Annotated in this window: 17 protein-coding genes and 1 pseudogene; 11 read left to right on the forward strand and 7 right to left on the reverse strand. The window is 40.6% G+C overall.

Annotated elements, in window-relative coordinates; genetic code table 11:
* Positions 1–27: 27 nt before the first annotated feature.
* The 4 genes from C5470_RS10400 to leuO all read right to left on the reverse strand — a co-directional run bounded on the left by C5470_RS10400 (position 28) and on the right by leuO (position 6,120).
* Positions 28–1,050: a hypothetical protein gene (locus tag C5470_RS10400; protein WP_166288504.1), complete on the reverse strand. Its 1,023-nt coding sequence runs from the start codon at positions 1,048–1,050 to the stop codon at positions 28–30.
* Between the two features lie 17 nt (positions 1,051–1,067).
* A complete protein-coding gene (locus C5470_RS10405; protein WP_166288507.1) occupies positions 1,068–2,102 on the reverse strand; it encodes a nucleotidyltransferase domain-containing protein in 1,035 nt (344 codons plus the stop codon).
* A 1,036-nt stretch (positions 2,103–3,138) separates the two neighbouring features.
* The gene (locus C5470_RS10410; protein WP_339916403.1) at positions 3,139–4,938 is read right to left on the reverse strand and encodes an AMP-dependent synthetase/ligase; all 1,800 of its coding nucleotides are present in this window, start codon (positions 4,936–4,938) and stop codon (positions 3,139–3,141) included.
* A 237-nt stretch (positions 4,939–5,175) separates the two neighbouring features.
* The gene (leuO, locus tag C5470_RS10415) at positions 5,176–6,120 is read right to left on the reverse strand and encodes a transcriptional regulator LeuO (protein WP_166288513.1); all 945 of its coding nucleotides are present in this window, start codon (positions 6,118–6,120) and stop codon (positions 5,176–5,178) included.
* A 965-nt stretch (positions 6,121–7,085) separates the two neighbouring features.
* Between leuO and leuA the strand changes: the two genes are divergently transcribed.
* The 9 genes from leuA to C5470_RS10465 all read left to right on the forward strand — a co-directional run bounded on the left by leuA (position 7,086) and on the right by C5470_RS10465 (position 17,196).
* Entirely contained in the window at positions 7,086–8,648 is a 1,563-nt protein-coding gene (leuA, locus tag C5470_RS10425) for a 2-isopropylmalate synthase (RefSeq protein ID WP_166288516.1), read from the forward strand.
* Between the two features lie 2 nt (positions 8,649–8,650).
* Positions 8,651–9,742 carry a 3-isopropylmalate dehydrogenase gene (leuB, locus tag C5470_RS10430; RefSeq protein WP_166288519.1) on the forward strand — a complete coding sequence of 364 codons (1,092 nt, stop codon included), beginning with the start codon at positions 8,651–8,653 and terminating at the stop codon, positions 9,740–9,742.
* 1 nt (position 9,743) lies between these two features.
* Entirely contained in the window at positions 9,744–11,153 is a 1,410-nt protein-coding gene (gene leuC, locus C5470_RS10435) for a 3-isopropylmalate dehydratase large subunit (protein ID WP_166288522.1), read from the forward strand.
* A 7-nt stretch (positions 11,154–11,160) separates the two neighbouring features.
* The gene (gene leuD, locus C5470_RS10440) at positions 11,161–11,766 is read left to right on the forward strand and encodes a 3-isopropylmalate dehydratase small subunit (protein WP_166288588.1); all 606 of its coding nucleotides are present in this window, start codon (positions 11,161–11,163) and stop codon (positions 11,764–11,766) included.
* Positions 11,767–12,341: 575 nt separating this feature from the next.
* On the forward strand, positions 12,342–12,665 hold the full coding sequence (locus C5470_RS10445) for a hypothetical protein (RefSeq protein ID WP_166288525.1): 324 nt from the start codon (positions 12,342–12,344) through the stop codon (positions 12,663–12,665).
* Positions 12,646–12,828 carry a hypothetical protein gene (locus C5470_RS10450; RefSeq protein WP_166288528.1) on the forward strand — a complete coding sequence of 61 codons (183 nt, stop codon included), beginning with the start codon at positions 12,646–12,648 and terminating at the stop codon, positions 12,826–12,828. The genes C5470_RS10445 and C5470_RS10450 overlap by 20 nt, the downstream gene beginning before the upstream one ends.
* A 575-nt stretch (positions 12,829–13,403) precedes the next feature.
* On the forward strand, positions 13,404–15,074 hold the full coding sequence (gene sgrR, locus C5470_RS10455) for an HTH-type transcriptional regulator SgrR (protein WP_166288531.1): 1,671 nt from the start codon (positions 13,404–13,406) through the stop codon (positions 15,072–15,074).
* Positions 15,075–15,697: 623 nt separating this feature from the next.
* Positions 15,698–16,384 carry a DNA mismatch repair endonuclease MutH gene (gene mutH, locus C5470_RS10460; protein ID WP_166288534.1) on the forward strand — a complete coding sequence of 229 codons (687 nt, stop codon included), beginning with the start codon at positions 15,698–15,700 and terminating at the stop codon, positions 16,382–16,384.
* Positions 16,385–16,476: 92 nt separating this feature from the next.
* The gene (locus C5470_RS10465; protein WP_166288537.1) at positions 16,477–17,196 is read left to right on the forward strand and encodes a TerC family protein; all 720 of its coding nucleotides are present in this window, start codon (positions 16,477–16,479) and stop codon (positions 17,194–17,196) included.
* Positions 17,197–17,369: 173 nt separating this feature from the next.
* Here C5470_RS10465 and speB read toward each other — a convergent pair whose 3' ends face one another.
* Together speB and speA are read right to left on the reverse strand one after the other, a co-directional pair.
* The gene (speB, locus tag C5470_RS10470; protein WP_166288540.1) at positions 17,370–18,296 is read right to left on the reverse strand and encodes an agmatinase; all 927 of its coding nucleotides are present in this window, start codon (positions 18,294–18,296) and stop codon (positions 17,370–17,372) included.
* Between the two features lie 174 nt (positions 18,297–18,470).
* A complete protein-coding gene (gene speA, locus C5470_RS10475; protein ID WP_166288543.1) occupies positions 18,471–20,375 on the reverse strand; it encodes a biosynthetic arginine decarboxylase in 1,905 nt (634 codons plus the stop codon).
* 634 nt (positions 20,376–21,009) lie between these two features.
* Here speA and metK point away from each other — a divergent pair.
* Together metK and C5470_RS10485 are read left to right on the forward strand one after the other, a co-directional pair.
* The gene (gene metK / locus C5470_RS10480; protein WP_036842700.1) at positions 21,010–22,182 is read left to right on the forward strand and encodes a methionine adenosyltransferase; all 1,173 of its coding nucleotides are present in this window, start codon (positions 21,010–21,012) and stop codon (positions 22,180–22,182) included.
* A 63-nt stretch (positions 22,183–22,245) separates the two neighbouring features.
* The gene (locus C5470_RS10485) at positions 22,246–22,764 is read left to right on the forward strand and encodes a SprT family zinc-dependent metalloprotease (protein WP_166288546.1); all 519 of its coding nucleotides are present in this window, start codon (positions 22,246–22,248) and stop codon (positions 22,762–22,764) included.
* Between the two features lie 617 nt (positions 22,765–23,381).
* On the opposite strand, the pseudogene C5470_RS10490 reads toward C5470_RS10485, so the two are convergent.
* A pseudogene (locus C5470_RS10490) lies at positions 23,382–23,499 on the reverse strand (IS630 family transposase); the annotation flags it as partial.

Raw genomic sequence — 23,499 nt, forward strand, 5'->3', positions numbered from 1 at the left:
TGCTAACTTCATTATTGAATACATACCTCATGTGACATGATCTCCCAAATAGATGAGTTTTTTATGCCAATCCTTGGCTGTTAAATATGCTATTGTCTTTTTTACATCAAATAATCTGCCTGCATAAATTGCATAATCTGACGATGAAAATGCCCCCAATGTTTTTGGGGAAAATGATATTTTATATATTCGCGATTTGTACCCAACTAAATTTACAAGCATCTTGTAAGCTAATTGAATGCTGCCTCCTGTGTAGGATTTATCAATTATCAGCCAACTTTCGTTTTCTTTTCCTTTAAATTTTGGGTATATCTCATTGAATAATTTTCTTTTATGCAGTAAACCACTATCATTTTCACGATGTATTTCGCAGAAATATATATTTTTATCTAGTGTTTTTGCATGATAAGATAACGCAAGGGGGATTCCCCCCGAAATAATAAATAATTTGTTTTTAGCTATCGTAAAAACCTTATCCCACAGGTAATGATCTTGGTAAATGTTTTCTATGTTTAATGTGGGGCAAGTTTCCAATGAAAATAAATTAATACTTTTACTGTATTCGTAACGAAACTCATCATATAAATCAATTGTTTTTTGTGGAGCGTCCTTTAATTTTACTGATTTATCAAGCCCTCTTGAATATATTAATTCTAATTTATTTGTAATTCCTTTGTTTATTATTGTGGATAGGATGTTTTCTTTATTTCTTTTTAACTCACATAGTTCAGTACCGTATAAGGCTAATTCTGGATCTAAGCCATATCCATTTACTAAGTTACCCATATCAGAGGTAAGTTTATTTATATTTAAATAATCAACTAGTTCATTCCAAATATGTATTATTTCAGTGCTTGATAATCTTGATACGGGTGATGACAAATTACTTAAGTCCATTAACATTTCTTCTGCATCGCGTAGATGAAATATTGTTTCTTGTAATTGGCATCCATTATTTATTTGGTTCAAATATTCTTGAAAATTATTAGTTTTGGTTCCCTTTAATGTTCTCCAGCAGTGGTGCCTACTTATAATCTTTATTCTTTCCATTGCATTCCCCATATGCATTATTTTATTAATGCCCCTAGTCTTTCGAATTCCGATATATAAAAATTAGCATTTGTATTAATTATTCCAAGTTTTTCCAACTCTGAAACAACTTCAAACTCTGTTTTTTCATTATCTATTACTAACCAAACTTTATATGCATCTGAATTAATTTCACATAATGCTTTTTTTGCGAAAAGTATTAATTTTCCATCTTTGCACAAGACTCTATACCATAAATTTTTTATTATTGGTTTATTATTTTCATCTGATAATGAAATATCGGATGTATTAGCTATTCTTTTTTTTGTAAAAGATACATTGTAACTAAAAATATCTTTTCCTTGACAATAGTCTAAAGTTAATTGCCACATTTTAGCAACTGAGTTTATGTAATCAATTGTTGAAATATCATTAGTTACATTAAATTTTGAACAAACCATCAAGTATATAGATGTTATTGGATGGTCTTTTCCAAACACCTTCATTGCATTTTGATAGCGCCACTTTATTAAAGTGGATGTGTTTTCATTTGAAGCCAGAATATAATCCATTGCTGAATTAACTGTTCGTTCAAAGTTGAAGGCTGCTGATATTAGGTCATTATTTAAAATATTTCCAATCCCATCGGAAAAACACTTTTCTCCAAAGTTTTTTGCTTTTGTCTTAAGTATTTCACATAATTTAGTTTTATTTATTCCTCCTTTTAATGTGTTAAAATTATTTGATTTTATAATCGATTCCCCTGTTAATATCCTATGAGATAAATGTAATTTATACCAATCGTAATTTGAGCTTCCATTGTTGATTATCCTCATGATTTCTTTTAAAGAGATTATTGTCACTTCTAACATTCCTATATCGGATGGTATAAATATCTCTTCGCATTCTTTTTCTAGTTCTTCCTCCAATATAACATAGACATCATAATCAGATTTTGGTGTTGCAAGCCCTTCAATGACTGAGCCTGACAAGTAGCAAGTATATAGATCAGTATCATTAAATTTTTTATTTATTATTACTGTTATTTTCCTTTTTACGTTAATAATGTCCATGCTTTACCTTTTATCATTATAAATGAAAGGACAAATAAAGGAATAAAGGTTATGGTATACCTTTATTCCTTTTTCTATTAATTAGGTGATGAACTCATTAAACCATTATCATAATTTAATGTTTCATCATTAGTTAGTAGTCTAAATGCTTGTACTGTTATCACATTCATTTTATACCCCTCTGGGATGTTTGTTTTGACAAATACACCGGATTAAAATTTAATTCAGCATTGAAATATTAACATTTTTTATTATTTCAACTATATAATAGTTAATTATTTGTGAGTGCCATCACAACTAAAAATATAAACCATTGAAAAAATTGTAAATTATTTGTTGATTTTTGTGATAAAAATTGTATCAAGCTTGATATGCATTTCAATAGGTTAATTTGACGTAATTATTTGAATTTATTATCATTATTTTTTCGGTCATGTATTCAATGCGGTGATCATCATGTAAAATTCTGTCATTTATTAAAGAATTCTTGATGGTAAAAGTTGACGTGAAGTGCCCGTTTTGTCAGCAGATCTCACCCTTAGTCAGACGATAGAGAACTTCGATAGCAGCTTGTGGTTTAATTTTTTCACCGCTGCGATCAAAATTGAGACATTTACGGCTACGCCATTTCTGAATAGCTATTGTGAATAATTCATTCAGATAAAACCTATTTACCCCATTTTAATTAGAGAATACGATATACCCTATGGATTTCAAGATGCAGCGCGGCGGCAACTTGAAATCTATTAGGTATATCATTTCATTTTTATAACCATCTTTTTCATCATGTCGTTTAAAGTCAGATAATTATACCTTGCCCTAACCTATTAAATAACAAGTGCTCTATTCTAGGCATAGAATGATACCAGTGAATATAATTTATTTATAATTTTTAAAATTAAACTACAGCTTATTCATCTAATATTGAAATTTTTAAAACCGGATACTCCTGAGATAAATTTAAAGTAGAATATTACTGCAATACCACCTTAAATTTCCCTTGAATAGCCGGTCACGCTATATAAAGCTCCAGAAATTAATCTCGATACATAGATTCAATTTCGTTATGGTAACGCTGCATAATAACTTTCCTCCGTAATTTCAACGTCGGTGTTAATTCACCGGCTTCCATTGAAAACGGCTCTGGCAGTAATGTGAAGCGCTTTACCTGATCGAAGTGAGCAAGGTTTTTCTGTATCTCTTTCAGACGTTGCTCAAACATAGCCATAATGTGACTGTTACACAGTAATTCAACCCGATCATGATATTTGAGATTGATTGATCTTGCATATTCTTCCAACGCATCATAACTAGGCACGATAAGGGCGGAGACAAATTTACGGGCATCAGCAATAACGGCAATATGCTCAATAAAACGATCTTGCCCCAGAGTACTTTCAATCATTTGTGGGGCAATATATTTACCGTTCGATGTTTTCATCAAATCTTTCAGACGTTCAGTAATAAACAAATGACCATTTTCATCTAATTGACCCGCATCACCTGTACACAACCAACCGTCTTGAGTAAATGCCCTGCTGGTTTCTTCCTGATTATTGAAATAGCCTTTCATCACAATTGAGCCACGCACCTGTATCTCATTTTCTTCACCGATACGGACGTCAATGCCAGGCAGTGGTGTACCAATAGAACCAAGCACATAACCTTGCTCTTGCCAACAGGAAACCGTGGCACAGGTCTCTGTCATGCCATAGCCATATTTGATATTTACCCCAACAGCGAGGAAGAACAGGATAACCGTTTCATCCAAACGCGCACCGGCAGCAGGCAAAAAACGAACTCGGCCACCCAAGATATTACGCAGTTTACTCAATACCAATTTATCGGCCAGTCGGTGCATGGCAGTTGACCAGAGGCAGCTTTTTTTACCTTGCAACTGACGTAAAAACTGACGCTCACCACATTTAATCGCCCAGTTAAATAATTTTCTCCGATGCCAAGGTGCCTGAGAAACCTTTTCAAAAATCGCACTGTAAATTTTTTCGTAAAATCTCGGCACGGCGCACATTACTGTCGGGCGAATATCCGCCATCGCTTGACGAACAAAATTAGTGTCAGTCAGATAAACATTTTGTGCGCCGGTATGCATCACATAAAAACTCCATGCGCGTTCGAAAACATGGGATAACGGCAGGAAACTCAAAGAAATATCCTGCTCAGTTAACGTTAGTCGATGGTCATGTGAATACAACTGATAAGCTAAATTACGGTAATCAAGCATGACACCTTTAGGCTCACCGGTTGTACCAGATGTATATATAAGCGTAAAAAGATCGTCCAGATTATGGTTAGCAATACGGGTTTCCACCTCAGATTGATGTTGTAATTTATTATCAGTCATAAAGTCAGATAAATGCTGTGCTAATGAACAATCGCACAAATCAACTGATTCATCTAAGACTATGATATGACTTAGCTGAGGACACCGTTCTGGCAAAGTAACCGCAACATCATACTGCACCTGCCCACCAACAAATAGAATACGCACACCAGCATCATTTAGAATGAAGCTAGCCTGCTCCTGACTGCTGGTTGCATACAAAGGAACAGTAACTGCCCTGAGTTGTAATACCGCGATATCTGTCAGTGACCACGCCATGCTGTTATGTGCAAAAAGGCCAATTTTTTCCTGTACATCAACCCCAATTTCCAGCAATGCACGGCTAATGGCTTTTGTCTTTTTGTCAATATTATTCCAGCTTAATTCGAGTTGTTCATCTGAAGACCATTGGCGAAAAGCAATTCTCTCTGGGTTTTGTTTAATTTGTTGCTGCAACCGGTTTATCAAGTGATAAGGATGTAAATTTTCAGTTATCACAATTCTTTTCCTGTTAGAAAAATTTTCTTCTCATTAGAGAAAAATAGTGGCTTTATTCTCTAATAATGCCTTTTTGCATCACTAATTCGCTTTTCAGCTTACAGGTGTTAGCTATTTTCCTTGCAGTCTACCTATTCCTGCACAACAGGAAAAGAATATTTATCAAAAGTTGATAAATTTGTGATAAAATGAAAAACTCACTACCTGTTTATCCAATAGTGAGTTTCAAGTTAATTAACTACCGCTAAGTTGGCTCAGCAGCGATTTCATCCACTGATGCCCTTTATCTTTTGTTGTAGATTCGTGCCAAATCAAATAGCACGGACGGCTTACTTTATCCCATGGTAATGAAACAGCTCTTATTGCTAATTGTTCGCTATAGTGTTCAACCAACCATCTTGGAGTAACCGCAACCAAATAAGTTTGAGATACAATATGTAGCACGCTATTCAAATCAGTTCCCTGATAAACCACAGAGCGCAGACGTTCTCCATTCTCATAATAGGGAACACTGAATGAACCGACATTATCCAATGATACAACGGCATGATGTTCCTCATACAACTGCTGTTCACTAATACTGTTTTCAATTCTTGAATGATTATTGGAAACAGCCAGGACCAACTCATCATTGAATAACGGGTAATGATGAAAATCCATACGCTCCAGCTGTGTATAGCTAATGACAAACTCAGTTTCCTGATACCTGAGCTGATGCTCAATATTATCATGCAAAGATGATCGAATCGTAACACCCAGATTTGGTGTATTTTGCTTTACCTGTTCAACTATTTTTGCTGCCAGTCTAATATCTAAAGGGCTGCAAATTGAAAGATTAAAAACCCTGTCGCTATTATCGGGCTCAAAACCAACCCCAGGTAACTCATTATATACCAGCTGTAATGCCTGACGGACAGGGCCAAATAATTGATGAGCCCTTGCCGTCGGTTGTATTCCACGCCCATAACGCACAAATAATTCGTCATTGAACATTAACTTCAAGCGAGAAACCGCATTACTGACAGCAGGTTGTGACATTCCCAATATCTGTGCCGCACGTGTTACATTCTGCATTTGCATAACTGCATCAAAAACCGTCAGCAGATTTAGATCCACATTACGTAAATGAATTTCACTTGGATCTTTTTTGGTTGCAGTTACTGAGGTGTATTCAGCCATTGTTTAACTCCACTAAACTCATTCAGATGACCCCGGCTAATAACAAAACATCGGAAATACCTTCATTCATTACTCAGGTATTACGATGATTTTTACTATTAACGAGATCAATTACCTTAACCATTTTGATGACAAATAATTAAGGCTCGTCCTTGTACAAATCTGAATACGCATAGCTAACCAGCGCATCCCCTTATTAATGTTAAAAATATATAATCTCAATTAGTCGAAAATGTAGATGCTCATTATTCATTCACAAAAAAGTACAACCGTGTTAACAACTTATCCACCCTAGTATTCCGTATGTGATGATAAATCAAAGAATGACCCAATTCATAATAAAATTACTGATTTATTATTATTATTAAACAATTTTATCAGGGTCATTATATTATAAAATTATTTTTTCAAAGATATATAACATAACTTCCTATTTATACCTATTTGTCAATGACAAATGATGTTTTTCAGAAAAATACAAATCCACTTCTAGCACCCAAAACGAAAATACTTAATTTTATTTAATCAGTATAATGCGCTATTTTTTATATAAATCTGAGTTTATCGCTAAAGTCCAACCCGAACAAAAAAGTATAAAATAAAATCTTTTTAAATATAAACAGATCAACACTTCAATTTGCAGCCATAGAAAAAGTAAAACCAAGAATCATATACCTAAATGAATTCTTGACATCACTTTTAAGATAACGTATCAATAAAAGCATCCGAGTCCCAAACACTCATTAATACTTAATACTATTGAAAGGTTGGATCAGTATGATTCACTCAATTTGTCTACTAAGCCTACTACTCATCGTATCTGATATGCGCGGTATGCTGGTGGACAGAAAACAGAGTTGATTCAAAACAGAGTTGGTCCAAACCAGACATAAACAAGAACCCGCGCCATGCGCGGGTTTTTTTTACCTGCTGGGCGCAAAAAATAACCACGAGAGGAGCATGATATGAGCCAGCAAGTTATTATCTTCGATACCACGTTACGTGATGGAGAACAGGCATTACAAGCCAGTTTAAGTGTGAAAGAAAAACTCCAGATTGCATTGGCTTTGGAGAGAATGGGTGTTGATGTTATGGAAGTTGGCTTTCCAGTTTCTTCTCCTGGTGACTTTGAATCTGTACAGACGATCGCCAAACAGATAAAAAACAGCCGTGTTTGCGCCTTAGCCCGTTGTGTAGAAAAAGACATTGATGTTGCCGCGAAAGCATTAAAAGTTGCGGAGGCTTTTCGAATTCACGTTTTCCTGGCTACCTCCAACTTACATATTGAATCCAAACTGAAAAAAACATTCGAAAATGTTATGGAGATGGCCGCACAATCAATCAAGCGGGCACGTCGTTACACTGATGATGTTGAATTTTCCTGTGAAGATGCTGGCCGCACACCGATTGATAATCTGTGTCGGATTGTTGAAAACGCGATCAAAGCAGGTGCAACGACAATTAACATTCCAGACACTGTCGGTTATACCACACCCTATCAGTTTGGCGGAATCATCACTAACTTGATCGAACGTGTTCCTAATATTGACAAAGCGATATTATCCGTACATTGCCACGATGATTTGGGGATGTCTGCCGCCAACTCAATCACCGCGGTACAGTCTGGCGCCCGTCAGATAGAAGGAACGATGAATGGTCTGGGTGAACGTGCCGGCAACTGCTCGCTGGAAGAAGTGATCATGACAATGAAAGTCCGTCAGCAAATGTTAGACGTTTACACTAATATCAATCATCAAGAAATTTACCGTACCAGTCAGTTAGTCAGCCAGTTATGTAATATGCCGATCCCCGCGAATAAAGCGATTGTTGGTAGCAACGCATTTTCCCACTCATCCGGTATTCATCAGGATGGCGTACTGAAAAATCGCGAAACTTACGAAATTATGACGCCGGAATCCATCGGCCTGAAAGAAATTCAATTGAATCTGACTTCCCGTTCTGGTCGCGCAGCAGTGAAGCACCGTATGGAAGAGATGGGGTATCAGGACAAAGATTACGATTTGGATAGCTTATACGAAGCCTTTTTGCGTCTGGCAGATAAGAAAGGCCAAGTATTTGACTATGATTTGGAGGCATTAGCTTTCATCAATCTGCAACAGCAAGAGCCAGAATTTTTCCATCTGGATAACTTTAATATTCAATCTGGCTCCAACGTGATAGCAACAGCGGCGGTACGTTTAACATGTGGTAAAGAGATAAAATCAGAAGCTGCCACCGGTAACGGCCCGGTAGATGCTATTTATCAAGCGATCAACCGAATAACTGAATACCCGATTGAACTGGTTTCTTATCAATTATCGGGGAAAGGGCAAGGAAAAAAAGCGCTGGGTCAAGTCAATATCGTCGTCGAGTGCTTTGGACGTCGCTTCCACGGCATGGGGCTCGAAACAGATATCGTTGAATCCTCAGCCAAGGCAATGATTCATGCGCTGAATTGTATCTGGCGCGCAGAACAAGTTAAGAAAGAGAAACAACGCATACAGCGAAATACAAAGGAAATGGTGTAAACATGTCGAACAGTTATCATATTGCAATTTTACCCGGTGATGGTATTGGTCCTGAAGTTATGGCGCAGGCTCATAAGATACTGGACGCAATCCGTAAGCGTTTCAATATCCGTATCACCACCAGTGAATATGATGTAGGTGGGATTGCTATCGATCGTCACGGCTGTCCACTGCCGGCAAAAACCATAGCCGGTTGTGAACAGGCTGATGCCATATTGTTCGGCTCCGTGGGAGGACCTAAATGGGAACATTTACCGCCAGCAGAACAACCTGAGCGCGGTGCGCTGTTGCCATTACGCAAGCATTTCAAGCTGTTCAGCAATTTGCGCCCTGCCCGCTTATATGCCGGATTAGAAATATTTTGTCCTTTACGCAGTGATATTGCAGCCAAAGGCTTTGATATTTTATGTGTCCGTGAATTAACAGGCGGTATCTATTTTGGTCAACCCAAAGGACGTGAAGGCCAGGGTAAATATGAACGCGCATTTGATACTGAAATTTATCACCGCTTTGAAATTGAGCGCATTGCCCGTATCGCCTTTGAATCAGCCCGCAAACGCCGTAATAAAGTGACGTCTGTTGATAAAGCAAACGTGTTGCAGAGTTCCATATTGTGGAGGGAAGTGGTTACTGAGATTGCAAAAGAGTATTCAGATGTAGAAATCAACCACATGTATATTGATAATGCCACCATGCAGTTGATTAAAGATCCGTCTCAGTTTGATGTGTTGCTGTGCTCCAATATTTTCGGTGATATTTTATCCGATGAATGCGCCATGATTACCGGTTCCATGGGAATGCTCCCTTCCGCCAGCCTGAACGAGAAAAGTTTTGGCTTATATGAACCGGCTGGTGGCTCTGCACCGGATATTGCCGGAAAAGGCATTGCTAACCCGATAGCCCAGATCCTATCTGCCGCTTTACTGTTGCGTTACAGCTTAAGTCATCATGATGCTGCAAATGCGATTGAACAGGCAGTTAACCATGTGCTGGAACAGGGCTATCGCACAACAGATTTAGCCGGAAATGGCAAAGCAATCAGCACTGATGAAATGGGCAGCGTTATCGCCCGTTATGTAGCCGAGGGTATTTAACATGGCTAAGACTTTATATCAGAAATTATATGACGCTCATATTGTCCGGGAAGTCCCGGACGAAACCCCGTTACTCTATATTGATCGCCATTTGGTTCATGAAGTGACCTCCCCGCAGGCGTTTGATGGCTTGCGCACGAAAAGCCGACCGGTGCACCAACCAGGTAAAACGTTCGCAACAATGGATCATAACGTATCCACGCAGACAAAAGATATTAATGCCTGTGGTGACATGGCACGTATTCAAATGCAGGAGCTGATGAAAAACTGTGCCGAATTCGGTATCACATTATATGACCTTAACCATCCCTATCAGGGAATTGTTCATGTGATCGGACCGGAACAAGGCATGACCCTGCCAGGAATGACGATCGTTTGTGGTGATTCCCATACCGCAACCCATGGCGCATTCGGCTCACTGGCTTTCGGTATTGGTACTTCTGAAGTTGAACACGTACTGGCAACCCAAACCCTGAAACAAGCCCGTGCTAAGACGATGAAAATCGAAGTGGTTGGTGATGTTGGTAATGCGATTACCGCCAAAGATATCGTTCTGGCAATCATCGGCAAAACAGGCAGCGCGGGGGGGACAGGTTATGTAGTTGAATTCTGTGGTAAGGCGATTGAAGCGCTGAGTATGGAAGGCCGTATGACCTTATGCAATATGGCAATTGAAATGGGCGCTAAAGCGGGTTTAGTCGCACCAGATGAAACCACATTTACTTATGTAAAAGGCCGTCAGTTCTCACCAAAAGACGAACTGTGGGAGCAAGCTGTTGCTTACTGGAAGACACTGAAATCCGATCCTGCTGCACAATATGACACGGTTGTTACTATTAACGCGGAAGAGATCTCGCCGCAGGTCACATGGGGAACAAACCCAGGGCAAGTCATTGCTATTGATCAAACCATTCCCGCACCAGAATCTTTCAGTGATCCTGTTGAACGTGCATCTGCTGAGAAAGCACTGGCTTATATGGATTTGAAACCGGGTATTAAGTTGACAGATGTGAAGATCGATAAAGTCTTCATCGGCTCCTGTACCAACTCCCGCATTGAAGATTTACGGGCTGCCGCCGCCATCGCACAAGGCCATAAAGTTGCACCAGGCGTTCAGGCGATCGTCGTTCCAGGATCGGGTCCTGTTCAGGCACAAGCAGAAGCAGAAGGTTTGGATAAGATTTTCATCATTGCCGGTTTTGAATGGCGTTTACCGGGGTGTTCAATGTGTCTGGCAATGAATAATGACCGTCTGCAACCTGGTGAACGTTGTGCTTCTACCAGTAACCGCAACTTCGAAGGACGCCAAGGGCGCGGTGGACGCACACACTTGGTCAGCCCGGCGATGGCAGCAGCGGCAGCGATTAATGGTCATTTTATCGACATACGTCACCCTGCACAGAAGTCATAAAGGAGAAATTATGGAAAAGTTTATTCAACATACCGGGTTGGTCGCTCCTTTAGATGCTGCAAACGTTGATACCGATGCCATTATTCCAAAACAATTTTTGCAGAAAGTGACCCGTACCGGATTTGGTCAGCACCTGTTTCATGACTGGCGTTTCCTTGATGATGCAGGACAGAAACCTAATCCTGAATTCGTATTAAACCAGCCCAGTTATCAGGGTGCCAGTATCCTTCTGGCTCGTGAAAACTTTGGTTGTGGTTCCTCCCGTGAACACGCCCCGTGGGCCTTGACGGATTATGGTTTTAAAGTGGTTATCGCGCCCAGTTTTGCGGATATTTTTTATGGTAACGCCTTCAACAACCAGTTACTGCCAGTGAAATTAGAGGATAAAGATGTCGATGAACTATTTGAGTTGGTTCAGCAAAACATAATTTGGCATTTTACCGTCGATCTGGAACAACAGAAAGTACACGCTGGCGATAAAATCTACGATTTTGCAATCGACAGCTTCCGACGTCACTGTATGATAAATGGTCTGGACAGCATCGGCCTGACATTACAGCACCTGGACGCCATAATCGCCTACGAACAGGAACAACCGGCTTTCCTGCGTTAACCTTGCCTTTATTTATTCATCCCGTAGTTTTGTACTGCGGGACTTTATTAGATCTGACCTCTGGATATGTGGATAAGTTTTTTCTTCGGCCTAACGTGTAAAAAATAAGCAAAGTGCAACATGAAATATCCCTGACAAAAGGGCTGTGAATAGCACCCCAACCGCCATGATGCCGCGCAAGCGACCATTGATTTTATTTGAAATAATCTGTTTATTACCAAGTTCCCGTGTGTTCTAATAAATAATATCTGCAACATAAAATTTAATAATTTAAGGCGCGTTAGATGAAATTAAATATAACCGTCAATACATATCCATCGATTGAATGCGATATATACCCAATAGATTTCGAGTTGCAACGCGGCGGCAAGTGAACGAATCCCCAGGAGCATAGATAACTCTGTGACTGGGGTGAGTGAAAGCAGCAACTTGAAGGATGAAGGGTATAGAGAAATACGATTATGAAGTAACGGTGGTAAAACAAATATAGAAAGGCATCCTACATAGTTTCTTTCTCTCTACTGGATGAGCCTCTCAAGGCACTTTTTAAGCCTATTTATGAAGATGAGTACACTTTGAACGGCATCTTCTCAGTGGATTTCTTTGATGTTGAGGCTATTTACTCTGGAGCTCAGGATTATCGCTTTGACACATATTCTGATATGAACTATTCAAGAGCCGAACTGGAATATTTCTTTGTGCATGGCATTGGAAAAGCAATATTAGATTTTTGCGCTTCACATAAAAACAAAGTTAAAGTTATTATTTACTTCCCAATGAAACCAACATTGACTCAATATTATGAGCGTTTGTTGAAAAAATACTCAGATGGCGTAAAATATATCTACCGAAAAGATCTGGCTGATGAGGAATCCTTATATGTCATTGAAATCTTATAATCGGCCACAGTTGTCAGTGGCGGCTTTGGCCCGCAGAGAAGCACTTATGGCTTTTCAGAACCGAGTTGCAGAATCCGTTAAAAATGATGTTTTGAAAAAGCGTCAGGATTCCGGAAACGCCACCGAACAGGTTCCCGCTAAAAAAGAGTATCCGATATCCTGATAAATCATGAACTTAAAAGACCCTGCCCGATCTCCAATAATGAATAGGTCTTCTGGGGATCGGACCTACTGTCCTATTAGTTTTTTGCTTTGTCGGCTTACCCGTGACAAGTCTGTACCCTGTAGATTTTTTATTATTAAAGTAGAAGATAAAAGTAACCCTACCCAACACGAACTCAGACCCATCTTTTTCAGTTTTGAGAAATTTTTCAGTTGATCCGAAGGTCAGTCCCTGAACCTTTGCCGCCCAGAAATAGAGGTTAACCTAGCATATTAAAGAAATTACTAGGCAGAAACCACAACAGTCGCTGGACAAATCTCTATCAATACCAGATTATGACTCATTTTGAACTGATACGTAAAACAGAGACAAGGCAGAAGGAAAATGCACACAATGCACAATAAGAAAAAAAGCCAGTAAGCTTTCTTACTGGCTGGCAAATCACCATTACTCAAGAAAATTGGGGGAGAAGCCAGATTTCGTTCTGGCCTATTGAGCTACTTTCAATATGGATAATTATTGACTAAACATAAGGAAATAAAAATTGATGAATAATACTGCGGAGTTCCTCTTTTATGCCCAGCTCACGTTTACAACAACAATTCATCCGATTATGGCAACACCACCAAGGAAAAGAGGCTGAAACAACGTTACAAGAGCTGGCAAATGTCTTGCACTGCTCAAAGCGCCATATCCGTTCACTGCTCAACAATATGCAGAAAGCTGGCTGGTTACAGTGGCAGGCAGAGTCCGGACGGGGAAAACGTTCCCAACTGAATTTCCTGCAAGATGGGAGGGAACTCCAGCAACAACGGGCTGAAGAGCTGTTTGAACAACAGAACATTGAGAAACTGGTTCAACTGGTTGGTGATAAAAATACCGTCCGTCAGATGGTGCTATCCCAGATTGAACGCCGTTTCCGCCAAGGAAAAAACTTACTGCGGATACTCTACTACCGCCCTTTCCCTAACCTGTTACCAGGATCACCGTTACGCCGTTCTGAAATTCATCTGGTCAGGCAGATATTTAATAGCCTGACACGTATAAATGAGGAAAATGGGGAACCAGAAGCTGATTTAGCGCATCATTGGCAACAGCTATCGTCAAATCATTGGCGCTTTTATCTGCGACCGGCCATCCATTTTCACCACGGCAGAGAATTACAGATGGAGGATGTCATTACTTCGATACAGAGGTTACGCCACCTGCCTCTTTTCTCCCATATTGACAAAGTCACCACCCCCACACCACACGTGATTGATATTTTTCTTTCAGAACCCGATCACTGGCTTCCTTTATTAATTGGCAGCCCACACGCCATGATTTTGCCTCAAGAGTGGCAGCAACTACCGAACTTCTCTCGTGTGCCTGTAGGAACCGGTCCTTACCAGGTAATAAAAAATAGCTCACAGAAACTACAAATTCGTGCCTTTGATAATTACTTTGGCTTCCGGGCGCTGATTGATGAGGTGAATATATGGATTCTGCCAGAATTAGCCGAGAAACTGGTTTGTACAACCCTGCATCTGGAAAGTGACAGCGTGGGTAATAACTCGTTAGAAAGCAGGATGGAAGAAGGCTGTTATTTCCTGCTGCATGACCACCGTTCAGCTCAATGCAGGCGAGAAGATGTTCGCCAATGGTTATGCAGCCTGTTAACGCCAATAAATCTGTTAGCGCATTGTGACCCTTTTTATCAACGCCACTGGTCACCTGCATATGGTCTGTTACTGCGCTGGCATCACAGTAAACTGATACCCGAGTTGAGCAAACCGGAAGACATTACCCATCTGACCGTCACGCTTTATCATCAACATCACGAATACCACACAATCAGTCAGATCCTTCAGACTATACTGACCAAATGTGGTGTCGAATTGAAAATCAATATCGTGGATTATGACACATGGTTCAATGGCGACGCCGAAAGTGACTTCTGGCTTTCTACCGCCAATTTTTATAATCCTCTGGAGTTTTCGCTGTTCGCTACATTGTATGAGGTACCATTATTGAAGAAATGCCTTGGTGATAACTTGAATAAAGAAGTATCACAATGGCGACGACAAGAACTATCGCTTGAAGAGTGGTGCGAAAAAATAGTTGATGAACATTGGCTTTATCCGCTATTCCACCACTGGCTTGAGTTACAAGGACAGCGAAGTATGCGAGGCGTCAAAATGAACACCTTCGGCTGGTTTGATTTCAAATCTGCCTGGTTTAACCCATTTGACTACCCCTCTTCCTAAAGGAAGAGGATTCCCAAAGGCTGGCTAATCAAGGGTAATTCACAGAAAAAGCCAGAGTTATGAACATACACAGGTGTACAAACCCGCTTTTATTCACTTTTTCTGTGGATATCTATGTGAAAAAGGCAGGGGTAATTCAGGTATAGCTTTATGTTATAAATTATCAATCTATAGACAAAAAATGAAATAGTATTTATTTTTCATTGAAATAGCAGCTAATTACCCCGCTATTTCAAACCCCTATCACCACCATAATGGATAACATCAGTTGATGAGAACAAAAAACAACCAACAACAATGTTATCCACAAGTTATGCTTTTTAGTTAAGCAAAAAATAGGGTTTTTTGTAGAAAAAAGTGTTAACCAAACCTGTAAATCAAACCAGTGATCTCATTTTTGTCTACTTATCCCATAAAACTGTGGATAACATGGTGTAAGATCCTGTTCATTATTAGCAGCAATAGGTGAACAACAGAGTCACTCAATCTTACAATACTTGAAACAACAATAAAAAATGTTTATATATCATGCTATTATCACTTTGTTAGTTATTACGTAAAGCCCAGATTTATTACTCACAGAGACTAAGGCTGTTTTTTGACCTAAAAAACGGATATCACAAATGAACACACTTTTTTCCCCACCTCTTCCACCGGATAATGAACAACAGTTGTTTGAATGCGCTCAACTCCTGGCTGGTTTATCAATGGGAGAACTGGCGGCAAAAGCAGATTTACCTATCCCTCCCAATCTGAAACGGGATAAAGGCTGGGTAGGCATGTTGTTAGAATATTTTCTCGGTGCCAGTGCCGGCAGCAAACCAGAGCAGGATTTCGAACATATCGGCGTTGAACTTAAAACTATCCCTGTAGACAGAAGGGGTTATCCATTAGAAACAACATTTGTCTGCGTTGCACCATTGACAGGAAACAGTGGTATTACCTGGGAAAGCTGTCACGTCAGGCGCAAACTATCGCGGGTGCTATGGATACCCGTTGAAGGTGAACGGGAAATTCCTTTAGCTAAACGTCGGGTTGGTTCCCCCTTGTTATGGAGTCCCAATAAAGAAGAAGAAGAGTTACTGCGTCATGACTGGGAGGAATTGATGGATCTTATCGTACTTGGCAAAGTAGAGAGCGTTACGGCCCGTCATGGTGAAGTATTACAGTTACGCCCTAAGGCAGCCAACAACAAAGCATTAACCGAGGCAATCGGAACACACGGGCAGCCTATTATGACTCTGCCCCGGGGATTCTATCTGAGGAAAAATTTCACAGCCCCACTACTGGCCCGCCATTTCCTGGTTTAACGTTGATCTCCGACTGGTTTTTTCATTGATATACTTACCTTGCACTCAATCATGCGTATAATTGAGTCTTTACCTTAAGGTTTTAATAAGCAATGTTAGAATGGATTGCTGATCCCCATGCTTGGATGGCACTTGCCACCCTGACAATTCTGGAAATCGTTTTAGGGATTGATAACATTATCTTTTTGTCACTTGTTGTGGCAAAACTCCCTGCCCATCAACAAAATAAAGCACGCAAAATCGGGCTAATGGGTGCGATGCTGATGCGCCTGGCGCTGCTGGCATCTATTGCCTGGGTTATCCGGCTAACCTACCCGATATTAACGGTTTTTGAACATGATGTTTCTGCCCGCGACCTAATCTTATTCTTTGGCGGCCTGTTCCTGATATGGAAAGCCAGTCAAGAGATTCACGAAGCCATTGAAGGGGGCAATGAAGAAGGCTTAAAACACCCTGTTCACTCTTTCTTAGGAGCTATTACCCAGATCATGCTGCTGGACATTATTTTCAGCCTGGATTCTGTCATCACCGCCGTTGGTCTCTCCGATCATCTGTTTATTATGATGGCGGCGGTTATCATAGCAGTCGCTGTCATGATGTTGGCAGCTCGTCCTATCGGTGAATTCGTTGACCGTCACCCCTCAGTAAAAATGCTAGCGCTGTCATTCCTGATCCTTGTGGGTTTTGCCCTTATTCTGGAAGGCGTACAGGTGCACATACCTAAAGGTTACATCTATTTTGCGATGTTCTTCTCAATGGCAGTAGAAACGCTGAATCTGATGCGTGGGAAAAAAAAGAAGAAAAAAAATTAACCATGGCTCTGCCATAGCACTAAAAATATCATTTTCTACCTAGCAAACAGATCGCCGAAATAATCGGCGATCTGTTTGCTATAATTAGCTAATTTACCCTAGGTTTGATACCTGAGCTTTAGGGAATAAATTTATTGACTATCCCCTAAGGCTATTATCAGAGCAGAAAAATTTTAGACTGTCTTCTTAGCCGCTTGTAAATAAAGCATCTCCAGCGCGATAGTCGCACCTGCCAGAGCGGTAATCTCAGACTGGTCATAAGCTGGAGCTACTTCCACCACATCCATACCCACAATATTCAGCGGCTGTAAACCACGCAACAATTTCAATGCGCGATCGGTTGTCAAGCCACCAATTACCGGTGTACCGGTACCAGGTGCAAAAGCAGGATCAAGACAATCGATATCAAAAGTCAGATAAACCGGCATATCGCCAACAGTCTCTTTTATCTGAGCAACCAAATCATTCACATCACGGTCATTAACCTGAGCGGCATCCAGCACCGTGAAACCATCATCCTGACCATGTTCGGTACGGATACCAATCTGTACTGAATGATGTGGGTCGATTAACCTTTCGTTTGGCGCATGATAGAACATGGTGCCGTGATCAAATTTACTGCCGTTTGGATAAGTATCAGAATGAGCATCAAAATGAATCAAAGCCATTTTGCCGAAATGTTTGGCATGAGCACGTAATAAAGGCAAAGTAATGAAGTGGTCACCGCCAAAAGAGAGCATACGCTTACCGGAAGCCAGCAGTTTTTCAGCATGAGCCTGTAACTTATCACTCATATTTTGAGCATCACCAAAGTCGAAGACCAAATCACCACAATCCACAACATTCAGATGATTGCGTAACTTAAAATCCCACGGCCAACGGCTGCTTTCCCATGCCAGGTTGGTAGAAACTTGACGAATAGCCGCAGGCCCGTGGCGACTGCCTGAACGGCCTGATGTTGCCATATCAAATGGCACCCCGGTAATCACCCACTCTGCATCGCTGGAATACGGCTGGAAATTCAGCGGAAAGCGCAGGAAACCGAAGGCATTAGAAACCAAAGAGTTATCTTGTTGGTTGCCCAAGGTATTTATTGTCATGATATATCCTCAACAGTCTCCCGACAGAACAAGGCTATTTCATACCAGAATAAATACTCAAGGCCATGATAAGATGAGGTATCGCTACAAGAACCCCATATTCATGTATCCTTGATATTTAACTGATATCAATAACCTTATCTGTATATAAGAGGCTTAATGAACGCCGGAAGATTATTCATCTTCCAGATATGTGTAGCCATAAAGACCACTTTCAAATTCTAGTAAAAATTGCTCTTGCAAGCCTGCATCCAGCTCGGCGCCTTTTACCTGGTCACGGAAACGTGCCATCAGTACGTTAGGGTCCAGTTTTACATATTGCAACATATCAGCGACTGAATCCCCTTCTTCACTTTGGTTATAAGTCACTTCGCCATTATCAAAGACATAAACATCAATAGCCGCAGTATCCCCAAATAGATTATGCATATTGCCAAGAATTTCCTGATATGCCCCCACCATAAAGAAGCCAATCATTGGCGGGTAATCAGGATCATAAGCGGGCATAGGCATAGTTGTTGCGACACCATCACCATCCACATAATGATCAATGATGCCATCGGAGTCACAGGTGATATCTAACAACACAGCACGGCGTTCCAACGGCTTATCCAGCCCCTCAATCGGTAAAACCGGGAACAACTGGTCGATACCCCATGCATCAGGCATAGACTGGAACAGAGAGAAATTCACATAGAATTTGTCTGCCATACGCTCTTGCAGCTCATCAATAATTGGCCGGTGAGCACGGTTGCTTGGATCAAGATCCTGCTGAATATGCCGACAAATATTCAGATACAGCTCTTCCGCCCAAGCCCGCTCAGTCAGATCCAGCATGCCATGCGCATATTGTGTATGAACATCATGCAGATCAAGCTGGCTGTCATGCAACGATTCACGTAAAGAACGTCTATTCCCTTCAGAATGCATCTCCTGCCAGGTTTCCCACAGGCTAGCGATCGGGCGGGAAGCATCCTCTGCCGGTGGCGTTGTCTGGGTAAATTCATTACGTTCAACCCCGATAACATTGGATACCAACACAGTATGGTGAGCCGTCAGGGCGCGACCAGATTCTGTAATAACGGTCGGGTGTGGTAAACCATGCTCATCACAGGCATCACCAATACCCCAAATGACATTGTTGGCGTATTCATTCAACCCATAGTTCACAGAACAATCAGATTGAGAACGGGTCCCTTCATAATCGACACCCAATCCACCACCCACGTCAAAGCACTCTATATTGACGCCGAGTTTATGTAACTCGACGTAAAAACGGGCTGATTCACGAACACCTGTTGCGATATCACGAATATTCGCCAATTGTGAGCCAAGATGAAAATGCAGTAATTGCAAGCTATCAAGCCGACCTACTTCACGCAGGATCTCAACTAATTGTAGTACCTGAGTTGCAGCCAGCCCAAACTTCGATTTTTCACCGCCACTGGCTTGCCATTTACCTGAGCCTTGAGATGCCAAACGTGCACGAACGCCCAGACGAGGGATCACATTCAGCCGTTCAGCCTCTTCCAGTACCTGAGTAATTTCAGACATTTTCTCGATCACCAGATAAACCTTGTGACCGAGCTTTTCACCTATCAGCGCCAGACGAATATATTCACGATCTTTATATCCATTACATACGATTACGGTACGAGTCATACCCGCATGCGCTAACACCGCCATGAGCTCCGCTTTGGAACCCGCTTCAAGCCCTAAAGGCTCACCGGAACTGGCCAGTGATTCAATGACACGGCGTTGTTGATTAACTTTAATGGGATAAACTAAAAAGTAGTCACCTTTATAACCATATGACTCTCTGGCGCGTTTAAATGCCGCGTTGATTGAACGCAAACGATGTTGCAGAATTTGAGGAAAACAAAATAACGCCGGTAAGCGCAAATGTTCCTGTTCCTGCTGAACTCTTTTCACCAATCCCGCAAGATCAATTCTTGCCCCTGGCAAATCAGGGTTTGGGCAAACACTGACATTGCCAAGATCATTGACGTAGTAGTAACTCCCTCCCCAATATGCAATATTGTAAGTCTGTTGCATTTTACGAGCGATATTATCATTCATGGCAGTCTCCTTAATGGAGTTAGAGTTTCGCCTTCGCCTGTAATTAATAAATAACTCAAAACACCATCATTTTGCGTGTTGAGAAATATCAGGGAACAGCATGCTCTTAAGGTTGTAAAAAGCGTTTAGTTACTACTAAACAATGACAAAATTACCGAGTGACAATACGCCTGCACGACATATCCGGCCTATTTGTTGGCAACAGATAACATCGAATTAAAGACATATTGAAAAGAAAGGAAAAAGACGCGGATATATCCGACGACAAGTGTGGCTGTTGGCCATTAGCAATCAGCAGATAATGGTTCATTACCCCATTCACCCCCACACATGACTCATACCAAGGAGCCATTTTCTCAATTGAGAAACAGAAGCTATTACTATAGCTCTCTGCGAGTCTGTAGCACAAAGAATCTAACTACGGCCGCTGTTTATACTCGCAATTAAACAAAATTGCAAAATGAAATTGAACAAAACTCACATATAAACAAAGAAATTATTTATCAGCAGATGAAAATTACCATTTAAACTAAAAAAATCTGGAATATGGATAAGAATTACCCTAGAATAGCCGTCTAGATGTTAATCCATCCGTTTCCAAAACGAAATTATATTTTTAAGGTAACGTTATATAATGACCACATACCTTTTCACTTCTGAATCTGTTTCCGAAGGGCATCCTGATAAAATCGCAGACCAAATTTCTGATGCTGTTCTTGACGCTATTTTGGAACAAGATCCAAAAGCCCGCGTTGCATGCGAAACCTATGTTAAAACCGGCATGGTTATGGTTGGTGGTGAAATTACTACCAGCGCTTGGGTTGATATTGAAGAAATTACGCGGCAAACAGTTCGAGAGATTGGTTATGTTAATTCTGAGATGGGTTTTGATGCAAACTCATGCGCAGTATTAAGTGCGATTGGTAAACAGTCACCGGATATTAATCAAGGTGTTGACCGTGAAGATCCACTACAACAAGGTGCGGGTGACCAAGGACTCATGTTCGGTTATGCAACCAACGAAACTGATGTACTGATGCCTGCGCCTATCACCTATGCACACCGTCTGGTTGAGCGTCAGGCTGAAGTTCGGAAAAATGGAGTACTGCCGTGGCTGCGTCCCGATGCTAAAAGCCAGGTAACTTTCCAATACAATAACAACAAAATTGTCGGTGTTGACGCAGTTGTACTTTCAACACAGCATTCTGAAACGATTAATCAGAAAGATCTGCAAGAAGCCGTCATGGAAGAGATCATCAAGCCGGTTCTGCCTGCTGAATGGTTAACGCCAACAACCAAATATTTCATCAACCCAACCGGCCGTTTCGTCATTGGTGGCCCAATGGGTGATTGTGGCCTGACTGGCCGTAAAATTATCGTAGATACTTACGGTGGCATGGCTCGTCACGGCGGCGGTGCATTCTCCGGTAAAGATCCATCCAAAGTTGACCGTTCAGCGGCTTATGCTGCACGTTATGTCGCAAAAAATATTGTTGCCGCAGGCCTGGCTGATCGCTGTGAAATTCAAGTTTCTTACGCTATCGGCGTTGCAGAGCCAACTTCCATTATGGTGGAAACATTTGGTACGGAAAAAGTTTCAACAGCAACCCTGACTCTGCTGGTGCGTGAATTCTTCGATCTGCGCCCTCATGGCTTGATTCAGATGCTGGATTTGTTACATCCAATCTATCGTGATACTGCTGCTTACGGCCATTTTGGTCGCCCACAATTCCCGTGGGAAGCGACAGATAAAGCAGAAATCCTGCGTGACGCCGCGGGCCTGAAGCAATCAGCGATCAATATGTAAAAGCAAAAAGCCTGGTTTGGATAACTGAGAACCAGGTTTTTCTTAACACATTATTTTCAACACATGCAATCAGCCAGAATTCCAGTTGCCTTACAACAAGCTGTTATGCGTACTTTGCGGCAAAAGCTGCAACAGGCAAACTTATATCTCAATCGTGATTTTCCAGAACCTACGATAAATTACCGCCAGCGTGGTACCTCCGCAGGCAGTGCATATATAAAAGATTGGCAAATCCGCCTTAATCCGGTGCTATTGATTGAAAACCAACAGGTTTTTATTGATGAAGTCGTTCCCCACGAATTAGCTCACCTATTGGTTTACCGTTATTTCGGCAAAGTCCCTCCACATGGAAAACAATGGCGTTGGATGATGGAAGAAGTATTAGGTTCTCCTGCCAGCCGAACACATAAATTTGAAGTCGATTCCGTGCGCAGTAAAACTTTTACTTATTATTGTCGCTGCCAACAACATGAGCTGACTCTGCGACGCCATAATAAAATATTACGGAAAGAGAGCCATTATATCTGTAAGAAATGTGGAGAGAAGCTAATCGCTAAATCAATCGTTTCTTTTAATTTATAAAAAAGTGGGATTAAATTATTTTACTATTCAAGTGAGTATGATTTACATTTTAACCGTACTAAAAAAGTAAAAAGCAGTGATTAAGGATTTTTTAAAACAGGTAAAAGATTCGATGCACTGCTGATATAGAAAGAGAAAGCAGCAGGAAAAACGGGTTTTAAATTGACTAATAATGCGAAAAAATGACAACATTAATCCAATAGCAAAAATATAAAACTATATTAAAATATTTAACAGGATTAATCGTATTAAAAAAATTATCAGCGAAAAAGCACAAAAAAATTTAAAAGTATTAAAGACTATTAAGAAAATGGGCTCTGTTTTTAACACCATTAACACATTTGTTACTTTCCGGTTTTAAACCTAAAAAAATTAAATAGGGCTCTGAAAACGAAAAAACCACTAAATTGACAGTAAAACAGCATCAGTAAAGATAAAAAGCGGGTGTGATTAATGTTTGTTAAACGTAAAACATGATATCCCATGATGATTAAACTTAATAAAAGGCAAGTGTTAAAAGGGGTAAAAACAACGGTTAAAGCTTTATACCGATTAAAACCATAAGTTAAAAAAATGATTTTTAATAACAGTTTAAAGCCTGACCATCATATACCCACTTAACTTGAAGATGCAGGATTCAGAACCTGGAAGTTGTCATTAATACGGCACGACAAGTTCCCGGCCAGTTCCGGTAATATTTCCGTAAAAAAGCGATGTATTGCCTGTTTGAACAAG

Origin of the sequence: Photorhabdus stackebrandtii (assembly GCF_011189495.1) — a bacterium.
GTDB classification, from domain to species: domain Bacteria; phylum Pseudomonadota; class Gammaproteobacteria; order Enterobacterales; family Enterobacteriaceae; genus Photorhabdus; species Photorhabdus khanii.